Source organism: Parashewanella tropica, from assembly GCF_004358445.1.
Taxonomy (GTDB): Bacteria; Pseudomonadota; Gammaproteobacteria; order Enterobacterales; family Shewanellaceae; genus Parashewanella; species Parashewanella tropica.
Genome location: NZ_CP037951.1, coordinates 3761295 through 3771456, shown reverse-complemented (window position 1 = coordinate 3771456; position 10162 = coordinate 3761295). Strand labels below are relative to the sequence as shown.

General features: G+C 38.0%; 15 protein-coding genes. 5 read left to right on the top strand and 10 right to left on the bottom strand.

Annotated elements, in window-relative coordinates:
- The first annotated feature begins 3 nt into the window (after positions 1-3).
- The gene (locus tag E2H97_RS16630; RefSeq protein ID WP_133408172.1) at positions 4-999 is read left to right on the top strand and encodes an ArdC family protein; all 996 of its coding nucleotides are present in this window, start codon (positions 4-6) and stop codon (positions 997-999) included.
- A 100-nt stretch (positions 1000-1099) separates the two neighbouring features.
- Here the strand turns inward: E2H97_RS16630 and E2H97_RS16625 are convergent, their stop codons facing one another.
- The 9 genes from E2H97_RS16625 to E2H97_RS16585 all read right to left on the bottom strand — a co-directional run bounded on the left by E2H97_RS16625 (position 1100) and on the right by E2H97_RS16585 (position 5975).
- Positions 1100-1711, bottom strand: a complete 612-nt coding sequence (locus E2H97_RS16625) for a hypothetical protein (protein WP_133408171.1) — start codon at positions 1709-1711, stop codon at positions 1100-1102.
- A gap of 97 nt (positions 1712-1808) precedes the next feature.
- Positions 1809-2312 (bottom strand): peptide deformylase, encoded by a 504-nt coding sequence (def, locus tag E2H97_RS16620; RefSeq protein WP_133408170.1) that lies wholly within the window; start codon positions 2310-2312, stop codon positions 1809-1811.
- Between the two features lie 80 nt (positions 2313-2392).
- Entirely contained in the window at positions 2393-2797 is a 405-nt protein-coding gene (locus tag E2H97_RS16615) for a GNAT family N-acetyltransferase (RefSeq protein WP_133408169.1), read from the bottom strand.
- A 138-nt stretch (positions 2798-2935) separates the two neighbouring features.
- Positions 2936-3277 (bottom strand): hypothetical protein, encoded by a 342-nt coding sequence (locus tag E2H97_RS16610; RefSeq protein ID WP_133408168.1) that lies wholly within the window; start codon positions 3275-3277, stop codon positions 2936-2938.
- A gap of 106 nt (positions 3278-3383) precedes the next feature.
- Positions 3384-3734, bottom strand: coding sequence for a hypothetical protein (locus E2H97_RS16605; protein ID WP_133408167.1), 351 nt, complete (start codon positions 3732-3734; stop codon positions 3384-3386).
- A gap of 135 nt (positions 3735-3869) precedes the next feature.
- Complete coding sequence (locus tag E2H97_RS16600) at positions 3870-4097, bottom strand: hypothetical protein (RefSeq protein WP_133408166.1); 228 nt, start codon at positions 4095-4097, stop codon at positions 3870-3872.
- Positions 4098-4334: 237 nt separating this feature from the next.
- Positions 4335-4619: a hypothetical protein gene (locus tag E2H97_RS16595; RefSeq protein ID WP_133408165.1), complete on the bottom strand. Its 285-nt coding sequence runs from the start codon at positions 4617-4619 to the stop codon at positions 4335-4337.
- Between the two features lie 176 nt (positions 4620-4795).
- Complete coding sequence (locus E2H97_RS16590) at positions 4796-5455, bottom strand: relaxase/mobilization nuclease domain-containing protein (protein ID WP_133408164.1); 660 nt, start codon at positions 5453-5455, stop codon at positions 4796-4798.
- Positions 5436-5975 carry a plasmid mobilization protein gene (locus E2H97_RS16585; protein WP_218938223.1) on the bottom strand — a complete coding sequence of 180 codons (540 nt, stop codon included), beginning with the start codon at positions 5973-5975 and terminating at the stop codon, positions 5436-5438. Before E2H97_RS16585 ends, E2H97_RS16590 begins: the two co-directional genes overlap by 20 nt.
- 376 nt (positions 5976-6351) lie before the next feature.
- Here E2H97_RS16585 and E2H97_RS16580 point away from each other — a divergent pair, with 376 nt between their 5' ends.
- The 3 genes from E2H97_RS16580 to E2H97_RS16570 are packed head-to-tail and all read left to right on the top strand — an operon-like array spanning position 6352 to position 8215.
- Positions 6352-7068: a class I SAM-dependent methyltransferase gene (locus E2H97_RS16580; RefSeq protein ID WP_133408163.1), complete on the top strand. Its 717-nt coding sequence runs from the start codon at positions 6352-6354 to the stop codon at positions 7066-7068.
- Positions 7065-7529 carry a hypothetical protein gene (locus E2H97_RS16575; protein WP_133408162.1) on the top strand — a complete coding sequence of 155 codons (465 nt, stop codon included), beginning with the start codon at positions 7065-7067 and terminating at the stop codon, positions 7527-7529. Before E2H97_RS16580 ends, E2H97_RS16575 begins: the two co-directional genes overlap by 4 nt.
- Positions 7508-8215: a queuosine precursor transporter gene (locus E2H97_RS16570; protein WP_218938222.1), complete on the top strand. Its 708-nt coding sequence runs from the start codon at positions 7508-7510 to the stop codon at positions 8213-8215. The genes E2H97_RS16575 and E2H97_RS16570 overlap by 22 nt, the downstream gene beginning before the upstream one ends.
- A gap of 41 nt (positions 8216-8256) precedes the next feature.
- Here E2H97_RS16570 and E2H97_RS16565 read toward each other — a convergent pair whose 3' ends face one another.
- On the bottom strand, positions 8257-9432 hold the full coding sequence (locus tag E2H97_RS16565) for a hypothetical protein (RefSeq protein WP_133408161.1): 1176 nt from the start codon (positions 9430-9432) through the stop codon (positions 8257-8259).
- 224 nt (positions 9433-9656) lie between these two features.
- Between E2H97_RS16565 and E2H97_RS16560 the strand changes: the two genes are divergently transcribed.
- Entirely contained in the window at positions 9657-10154 is a 498-nt protein-coding gene (locus E2H97_RS16560; RefSeq protein WP_133408160.1) for a hypothetical protein, read from the top strand.
- Positions 10155-10162: the final 8 nt, after the last annotated feature.

Below are 10162 nucleotides of genomic sequence, written 5' to 3'. Positions count from 1 at the left end.
ACCATGCCGACGAACCCAAAGACCAAAATCCCTTATCATGAACAAATCGCCAACAAGCTTATTGAGCAGCTAAAACAAGGCACTGCACCTTGGCAATTACCTTGGAAGCCGGGCGAACCAAGAATGCCTCACAATCCAGTTAGTGGCACTAAGTACAAAGGTTCCAATGCGATATGGTTAGCCATGCAAGGCAGAGAAGATCCAAGGTGGATGACCTTCAAACAAGCGAATAGCTTAGATGCCAAAGTAATAAAAGGGCAGCATGGAACCATAGTTCAATATTGGAAGCTATTCGACAAGGTAGACAAAACCGACTGTAACGGCAAAAAGATCTTAGGGGTAGATGGAAAGCCTTTGAAAGAAACTATCAAGCTAGAAAAACCCAAAGTCATCAGTGCAGTTGTCTTTAATGCCACACAAATTGAAGGCTTACCAGAGCTTGAAATCAAAACAGAACCCGACTGGCAACGGCATGAACGGGCAGAGAAAATCATGAATAATCTTGGTGCTATTCTTCATCATGATCAGCACGACAATGCCTACTACAGTCCATCAACCGACAGCATACATATGCCAAGAAGAGCACAGTTTGATACTGCTGATAAATATTATTCATGTCTGCTTCATGAGGGAGCGCACGCCAGCGGCGCCAGCCACAGACTCAATCGAGATATGACAGGTCGCTTCGGTGACGAATCCTACGCCAAAGAAGAACTCAGAGCCGAAATCGCCTCGTTGATGATCGGAGATGAACTTCAAATAGGCCATGACTTTGGGCAACATGCGGCCTATGTGGATGCATGGATTAAGGTTTTACAGGATGATCCTAAAGAAATTCTGAGGGCATCAAGGGATGCTGAAAAAATCCAGCAGTTTGTAATGGGATTGGAATTTGAGAAACAAGTGAACAATACTGCAAAAATATGCAATGAGAGATCTAAAAATCAACAAATATCATTTATAAATACCACAGAGACAGAATCCATAGAACTCTACTAGAGATTCTGCATGCCGAAATTTTGTTCAAAACACAAGGTCATTTCTTGGATATTCTCACATATATCTCGCTCGACAACCTAACAACGCATTGATTACTTTGTTAACAACGAGATAGATGAGGCCTAATCTCAGACTCTAATCCGTCAATAGCAGCATTTATCTTATTAGTTAATTCATTATCTTTGGATTTGCTATCTGATACGGAAGCTCTTACTTTGTTTGCAAAATCACGATCTTGAAAATGTTCTCCACCTGAATATTTATCATTAATAACAGCTTCAATGTCAACTTGAAGGTTTCGTACACATTTACGAAGCTTTAATGCTTTATCTTTTATTTCTGTTCCCCAAAGTGCTTCAGCTTCTAAAACTGCAGTATCAAATTTTTGAACAGCTTCACCAACAGGCTCCCATCTTTTAGAGTAAACATAGCTCCAAGCCTGTCCTTCTTCGTAGTCAGAATGCTTATCGAATGAACCTTTATAATTTTCTGGAAATTCAGAAGCTAAAATAAACGGAGAACGGCAGTAGCTAAGTTCATCTCGTAATTTATATATAGATTTTATAAGCTCTCTTGCAACTTCAAAATTAGCTTTACCACGCAATTCTTTTTGCCACTTTTCAAGCCCTGTATAAGCAACATACGCCGTAGTTACAGCTGCAACAGCCAGACAAATATCTTTAATAATTGAAAATGCTTCAATTGCACTCATAGTTTCTCCAAGCTGTTAATAGGAAAAGATAAATGCTTCACAATACCTACCAAGCTAACATCCATACAGTTCATACCATTGTCCATGTTTGTAACTCTTAACGCTGGGTTTTAAGATACTTTTTAACCTTTTTCATTGCGACTTGACGCTTAAGTGGTGAAAGATAATCAATGAATAAATTACCAGCCAAGTGATCGATTTCGTGTTGCATCACAATTGCAAGAAAGTCATTACTTTCAACGGTTATTTCCTCACCTTCACGATTTAACGCAGAGACTTTAACAGAGGTAAAGCGCTCGACATCAGCATAGTAATCAGGCACAGAAAGACAGCCTTCTTGTCCTAAAGCCTTATTTGTACCACTTATAACCTCTGGATTAACCAGAATTAAGGGCGCGTCTCGATTTTCTGAAATATCGATAATAACAACAGCTTCTTTACGGCCAACTTGTGTAGACGCTAAACCAATACCGTTATCCGTAGCATAAAGGGTATCTAACATATCATCGATCAATGTTTGAATACTTTCGATGTTTTGAACTTTTTCAGCTTTTATTTTGAGTCTTGGATCTGGGGCTGTGAGAATTTCTAAAACTGCCATGTTTTCCTTTTTATATATTTCACAACGGTTCATTGAACAGCTGTACTACGCCTATGCATACTTATTGAGTATGCGTTTGATTACGCCAATTTTTTATACATACCATGACCAGCAGGAGCAGTATGTTGGTAGCCAAGCTTTGTATAGAATTCAGGTTTATCGCCTATTAACGAGACATATGAACCTTCTAGGGCTACTGATTGCAAATAACTTTCTAGCTTACCCATTATCATGCGACCCAAACCATTTCCCTGAAACTTGGGATGTACAGCAATATCTACTATTTGAAAAAAGCATGCACCATCACCAATAACACGCCCCATTCCGATTAATTCCTGATTGACGCTTCGAATACATACTGAATATAACGAATTAGGTAACCCAATCGTAGCGGCTGTAATTGATTTCGGAGATAACCCAGCTGCAATTCTGAGGTTATTGTATTCTTCCGGAGCTGGATTTGTTTCACTAAGTTCATAATTCACTTATAGCTTCCTTGTAGTAAATTGTGCAGAACACCGCATTTAAGTAACAAATATTCACAGGGCTCTCGTCAGGGAGCTAGCAGAGAAACTGCAAATTTCCTCTAATAAAAGCCCTTTTGATAACCTTTGAATAACGGCTTAAGAATGACTGAGCATCGTTACGCTAACTAATGCAGGAACCAAAAATGGAACGGCATGACACAACATTGCGGGGTGTTTTTTTATTACATTTTTAGTTGGAATAAAAAAATACGGATCAAGCTTAGAAATTGAATGGTAAACAGGAGCTAAAACAGGCTTAACCCATACATGGAAATAATACCCTGCAATTGCAATAAACTGGACTTCCAAAAGCATTAGGAATAACTCTAAACCAATTGCGTCAATGTATAATACTAACGGTACAGCTTCAGGGTTTATTAGCAAAAAAGAAAAAACTACCAGTGTTACGATTTTCCAGTATACCTTTTTTAAATTCATGAACCTTCCTTGAGAGGTTTATGCCTGTCTTAACAGGCAAATAATTTTGGCTAAAATATGGGGCGCAGCGATATAAGCAATACACCATTAGCCCTTATTGAAGAGCTTATATGCGTTTTCTACGTTTCTTTTTGTAATGTTCAAGAGATTCGTTAGAAATACAATCGGTGACTTTACCTGATTGGATCTGTTTTAACTCAAAAGTTTGACCAGCCTGAACACCTAAACGCCTTTTCCACCATTTTACTTCAGAAAGCATTCGCTTTGCTTTGGCTCGTTGATTATCAGCATTTAGTGATTGAGCAGTCAGAGAACATTGTGGTGGATTAATCCCTTGTTTCTTGCAATATTCGAGTGCTTCTTTTAAGCCATTCGCTGAAATGATGTCAGAGCATTTTTGTGCATGAAGTTCAGCATATGATTCAGCTTGTTCAATTTGTAATTCTAAATTCACCATACTGTTCTCTATTTATAGAAGATATAGACCGCTTAACAGGCAATGGTTTATGGCTATGATTTGGAACACAGCGACAACAGCCAGCGAACACTTGACCAGTTAAAGCACTTTTTATACTTACACTTGTGACTTAATTTACCCATTTTCACTAAGTAAATGTTGCAAAATAATTGGCTTAAGATCACTTAATAATTGTGAATTTTCGTTGCTAGAAACATTTAATGAAATCCAGCCGTCTGTTCCCATGATTTGTAGCGACTTATAAGAAATAAATTCACTATTAACAAGGTGAGCAGACAAATGACCAGAGATACGGAAAATACCTAATTCAGTATTGATACGGCTAATATTAAATAATTCCACAGTTCCTCTTGTAAATATAACAACCCGAGTTAACAGGCAAATAGTTGAAGGCTAGAATTCGAGTCAATGCTAAGTCAATCACAATTGCCACAAAAGCATATTAAGAAAATATGACTCAAATAAAAGAAGACTAGATGTTATTTCCTACACAATGGTGCGACAGTGTCGCACCATTTGTTACTGTTAAAATGATGCAGTCTTTTTCTGCAGTAATCGATTGATGAAGCTACCGCTTTTCTATGTAGTTTGCATTAGCTCTGATGCTTTACGATCTATTATTTCACATATCTCGGCAGACTTAGAGAACTCACTAGCAAGCCATTTTGATGGAAAAAATCTGTGATTTTTGTAGATCGCTGTAGGAGTTGCATCGTAACAAGCACATAGATAAACCTCATCCTCTGAGATTCCTGAAAGCACACCTGGAACGAAAACCGTTCCATCGTCTTCAATAGCAAAAGCCCTAGCCCATTCAGGAAGTTTTCTACCTTCTTGTTCCATTACGAACCATTCAAGTTTCATATACCCACCTATAGTTGAATAATATTTCTGAAAGTCCCTAATATGGATATCGTTTCCTATCAAACTAATATTATTAAACGACAATCGATAAAAAATGGCAACTGATTGTCTTTAATGGAAATTATTAGTTATTACTGCAAGTGATTAACCATCCAAAATGATTTGTCATTTTATTATTAACCAACTTCATACTCTTCTTTATTATTTTGTGATTGGATTTGGTGATAACGGCTTGTTCTTTGTAGGCTCGACTTTACTATAGGTGCCGTAGCTTCAGCAGCTACGCCTTGCCTTTCCATCTCCTTCGCAAACCGTTCCCTCCATATCTGCGGCAACCCCTTTCGAACATGCAACCGTTTACCATCAAAACCGAGATTCTTAACTGTTAGGTGAACGTGTGGGCTATCTGTATCGGTGTGCAGTGCCATAACGTATTGGTGATTGTGGGAGAAAGTCTTTTTGGCAAATTCTCTTACGGCTTTTTTCACAGCTTTAGGTTCGGTGCCATCGGGCATGGATAGAACGATGTGAGTGCTGTGTCTTGTTCGTCTTTGATGGTTGGTTTGTGGTTCTTCCCAGTCTTGAGCAAGAAGGTGGAGTGACTGCTTATCTTGATAAATCTGACCACATTCATCTTCAATTTCTAGCTTTCCGTTACGGCTGATGTAATCAAAGTGGCTTTGGGTATGATCGGCTGTGTAGCAATGACCGCTGATTTTCACCATGACTTCAGGAGGCTTCTTACTGTAGCGAGAAAGTGATTTTATTCGGTTGGCTTTGTACCTGACATGATCAGATAACAGCCCTGATATTTGATCATGCAGTAAACGGCTCATCGGTGATACTCCATCGCTGGCAGTTTTTGTTGAGTAAATCATTCACCTTTTGCTTGTGCTGGTTTAATCGGTTTTCCAGCATTTTAATCATCTCTTTGGTGATCTTGTCACTTTCTCTGAACTCAATATTAAGCACTCTAGCAATTTGATTTAGATTGCGGCCAATAGCTGCAAGCTGGCGGTTGGACTCTCGTAATACATTGATTTCATCATTACTCAGCACTGGTTCTCTATAAAGGCTGGAAAGTACCGTGGCTCTCGCCCAATTACTTTGATTAGGGTAGCCTTCCATTTTGGCTTTGTAGGCAATTTTATTGAGGTTTTCACTGGTGAAGCGGATGGTAATACGGTTGGTTCTGACTTCTTGAAATCCACTGTTAATACTGTCGTTGGGAGCAACACGATTGATCATCATACGAAGCATATCAGATTGGCTTATCCCACAAGATTGACAAAAACCTTGCCAGTTAATTTTTTCATCGTCTGTGAGTCGAGTTTTGACAACATGTTCTTTCATCATTACCGCCTTGATGAATGATTAGGCATAGTTTTTTATTTCATGTTTGCGGTTATATTTCCAGCACTTTTTTAAGCTAAAAATGCAAAATAGCGATTTGGTACCAAACGCAGACACTTTTGGTACCAAATGACATCAGTTTGCGAATCCTGCACTAGTTAATAGAGAACACTCTTATATGTCGAAGTTTACCGTAAAATTAACTTTGGCTAGGCTCTCCAACAGTAAAAGTCAGGTGAAGACCTGAGTAAATGATAATAATTCTGAATGATAATTGAATAGCAATGAGATTATTTTGCACTCAAATTTAATGTTGATTAATTTCTGTTGTCATAAATAGATTTTAATTCTTTTATTATCAACAGAGTAAAGGAGTGGAATGATGTCTGAAGAAATGCCGCTTTTTGTACCAACACTCAACAAGCAAGGTTATGCTGCGCCCTACCTTGATCCATTCTCATTAAAGTTCACTGAATATGCAGAAGGCCAGTTTTTAGAAATTGGGGCTGCGTTCGGTTATGCCACTATGCAGGCATTATCCAACGGTGCCAAAGTAATTGCTAATGATATGGATGAACGGCATTTACAGTACATTGAAGAAGCCGCCGACAAGTATGGTTATAAAGAAGTCCAAACCATAGTGGCTGAATTTGCTAAAGATCTGAGCTTTCCCGAAAAGTCCTTTAGAAAGATTTTGATCAGTAGAGTGTTGCACTTTTTTACTGGCGAAAAAATCAAACAGTCATTGAAGCAAGTTTATGATTGGTTAGAGCCAAACGGTGAATTGTATGTCGTTTGTGAAACTACGTTTCTCACCAACTGGCAAACTTTCATCCCTGAATACCAGAAGCGTAAAGAAGAAGGCCGCCCTTTCCCCGGTGAAATAGATGATCCCCGCAATTGGGAGCAAAACTGGTCTGATAATTTGCCAGACTTCGTTCACTGGCTAGACATTGAACCGCTAGTAGCATTGTTTGAAGAGGCAGGATTCGAAGTTGTTGAGGTTGATTACATCAATCGTAATGGTCAATTCCCTGAGAGCTTATTACTGGATGGTAGAGAAAGTGTAGGGATAATAGGTAGGAGGCCAAAGTGATGCAACTCGTTAAACGCAAAAGCCTTATATCTAAAGCCAGAGATCTTTACCAAGAGTTCACTGCCGACAACAAAATCACTTACCGCCTCGTAGAGCTTACTGAAATCGAAGACGTGAAGTATGCCATTATCTGCATGAGGTACTCACATTACTTATTCAAGATAGAAGTCAAAGAAGTGCTGTCCGACTTTAAGTGGCTCAATTGTATTTCTCAGCTTGATGTCCGTAACCTCACCATTTATTTGTTCTACTCACCTCAACCTAATAGCCCTCGATTCAGCCTTCAAAGCATTCTTTTTTATCTTAGTGACATAGCCACCTTTATCATAAAGGACAAAAGACAAGCTGAGCTGAGGAGAGTCACTTTTGATGAACTAAGAAATGATAAAGAACTGCTAGAAAACTTTGAGGGTTCTCACTTACTGGAGATTGGATATATATGCGGTCTGAAGTCCAAATAACCACTGTAAAAAGCCAAGAGGTGATCCCTCATAAAAAGGTGTTGATGCTATTGGCACTGTACTTAGCCATCTTGTGTTTGACGGTATGCTTTGCCAATAACTTTATCCTCGTTTTTAACATGACATTACCGGGTGGAATTTTTGTTTTCCCTATCTCGTTTATCATTTGTGATGTTGTGAATGAAGTTTATGGCTATAGCACGGCAAGGCTATTTATTTGGATTGGGATCATCGTTGAGCTGATATTTGCTTATACCTCACAAGCTATCATCTCATTACCGAATCCAGAAACATTTTTACATGGTGCCGCTTACACCACAGTTTTTGAGCCAACGGTTCGATATGTGTTTTCAGGTATGGCAGGCTTCTTTTGTGGTGAGTTCCTTAACAACTATGTGTTATCCAAAACCAAGATCTGGCTCCGAGGTAAACACTTTATCGTTCGCAGCGTTTGCACTACTGCAATAGGTCAAGGTTTGTTGAGTATTGTGGTTGATAGCCTCGCATTTGGTGGCAAGCTGAGTAACGCTAATTTGGTCAAGATGATGATTGCAGGATGGAAAATAAAAATGGCTTACAGCCTAATTTTTGTTATTCCTGCATGGTTTGTCGTTAAGTACATCAAGAAGCACGATAAAGTTGATGTTTATGATACCAACACAAACTTTAATCCGTTTAGGTTTTAAGAAAAAATAAAGGCTGCTAATACCGCAGCCTTCTGGTTGTTTTAATACAAATCTTTACGAGAAAAACTGTGTTTTTTGAAAATTGTCTTTCGTATATTTGTATCTACATTGTAATAAGATATTGCTATCCCGAAAGGAAATTTACCTTGGATGTCTTCTAGCTTTTTATATCTTGGGTTATTGAGAATATTCCAATCATGAGGATTATTATACACCTCAAATTTACTGGACACTCTCAAGTCATCCGTTGCTTGAGGTGGAATTGAAAGCGCTGTTTCTTTCAAAGTACTAGCATGCTTTCCCCAATAAATAGTAAAGGATTCAATATTTATAAAGTTCCCAGTACGGTTAGATACCTCAAGAGTGCCATTCTTAAGAGTTACATGAACGTTCGAATCTTTAGCTATAAACTCATATGGCAACATATCATAAACAGCAGAGTTAATTATAACACTCACAGTTGAAGAATCTCCGACATCGAGTCTTTTTACTATTGGCTCGTATTCAATATAATTAATACGCTTGATATGCTTAGGTAACTTAGAATCAACTTTGATGTATGGTTTGACTAGCTTGAGCCCATCTTTACTAGAATACTCTAGCTTCCCTTCAATTAAACCAAAATGAACACTCTTCTTGATCTCTTTTTTAGCCGAGCTTGGAAAGGCTGAGTGCGAAGTGATATTTACTTTCTTTTGGCTAATCATGTTGGCTAGTAGAAGCTCAAGCGTTTTCTTTTGACTAATTAATCTGGGGTAAGAGGCAATCGCACGATCATAGACTGTTGCAGCTTTTGAAACGAGTGTATTCACATATTCATTAAATCCATTGTCCATACATAATAGACAGTCGCGTGAAACCCCACCATTACCATGCCATTCACGGTTAGATATCTCTTTAATTAACTTGTTGTTTTCGTCAATATAAAAGTTATATTTGTAGTCCATATTTGTACCACCACGATAGACAATACTTTTACCTTCCCAGTGAGAAGTACGTTCATGTCTTCGGCTGGGGTGTGGCCAAGCCCGAAAAGGCTTTTCTTTATATATATCCTTTAAAATTAAAGTGAATATTTCATTTTTTTTAGATAAAGGCAGCTCTGACTGTCTGAGAGGTATATTAACTTGATCTTTAAAAGGTTCTTGTCGTACAGGAGTACTAACACACCCAACTATAAAAACTGAAAGTAGCGGTAATAAAAGTATTTTTTTCATACTAAATCCTTTAGTTTGTTCTTTTATCTTAAAAAATGAAGTTAATACAACTACCTATGTAACTTACCCATTGAAACTAATTTTAAACAATAAATCCACAAAAATATAATTACCAAATTATTACTAAATTCTTTCCATTTTAATCCATCTAGAGTAACTTAGGGATAGCTAGATCAACCTCCAAGGATGCGAGACCTTTATTCATGTTTAATTAAGGTACCGTTATGAAGTCCAGTGTTACTTTAGATCCTACTTACCTTTGCCATGATGAGTTAATCAATCAATGGCTTGATCATCATCCACAACTCACAGAATGCTATTTGAACTTTACGGAAGAATGGCCTGATATGTTGGTAGTAGTTAATCGTCTTTCCGATCTATTAAGTTGCCACCTCAAGATATTTGATTACTCATTGTTTGAGTTATGTCTGACCAATGGCTTAATCTCAGGAACTCAAAATTTCAAATATGATGCTGTTGATCCTATTGCGTACTGTGATTCGCTTTGTACCACTGCTGCAAGTGCGTTGAAAGGCTTCTATATTCGTAATCAATTTGGTTTTGAATGGAGTATTTTGTCTGGTTTAGGTTTGTCGCAATGGCTGAGTCTTTGCGGAAACAACGTTAATGAACTTAACAAGTTAAAAGTGACTTTTGAGGATACGGCTATTAGCTTGGATGACGTTAAGAACAAAATAAAGAAGCAACTCCTTTGCTGTTGATCTTCCAT

Coding starts and splice junctions, on each gene's coding strand:
- E2H97_RS16630 (WP_133408172.1), top strand. CDS start 4: ATGCCGACGAACCCAAAGACCAAAATCCCTTATCATGAACAAATCGCC.
- E2H97_RS16625 (WP_133408171.1), bottom strand. CDS start 1,711: ATGAGTGCAATTGAAGCATTTTCAATTATTAAAGATATTTGTCTGGCT.
- def (WP_133408170.1), bottom strand. CDS start 2,312: ATGGCAGTTTTAGAAATTCTCACAGCCCCAGATCCAAGACTCAAAATA.
- E2H97_RS16610 (WP_133408168.1), bottom strand. CDS start 3,277: ATGAATTTAAAAAAGGTATACTGGAAAATCGTAACACTGGTAGTTTTT.
- E2H97_RS16605 (WP_133408167.1), bottom strand. CDS start 3,734: ATGGTGAATTTAGAATTACAAATTGAACAAGCTGAATCATATGCTGAA.
- E2H97_RS16595 (WP_133408165.1), bottom strand. CDS start 4,619: ATGAAACTTGAATGGTTCGTAATGGAACAAGAAGGTAGAAAACTTCCT.
- E2H97_RS16590 (WP_133408164.1), bottom strand. CDS start 5,455: ATGAGCCGTTTACTGCATGATCAAATATCAGGGCTGTTATCTGATCAT.
- E2H97_RS16585 (WP_218938223.1), bottom strand. CDS start 5,975: ATGATGAAAGAACATGTTGTCAAAACTCGACTCACAGACGATGAAAAA.
- E2H97_RS16580 (WP_133408163.1), top strand. CDS start 6,352: ATGATGTCTGAAGAAATGCCGCTTTTTGTACCAACACTCAACAAGCAA.
- E2H97_RS16570 (WP_218938222.1), top strand. CDS start 7,508: ATGCGGTCTGAAGTCCAAATAACCACTGTAAAAAGCCAAGAGGTGATC.
- E2H97_RS16565 (WP_133408161.1), bottom strand. CDS start 9,432: ATGAAAAAAATACTTTTATTACCGCTACTTTCAGTTTTTATAGTTGGG.
- E2H97_RS16560 (WP_133408160.1), top strand. CDS start 9,657: ATGAAGTCCAGTGTTACTTTAGATCCTACTTACCTTTGCCATGATGAG.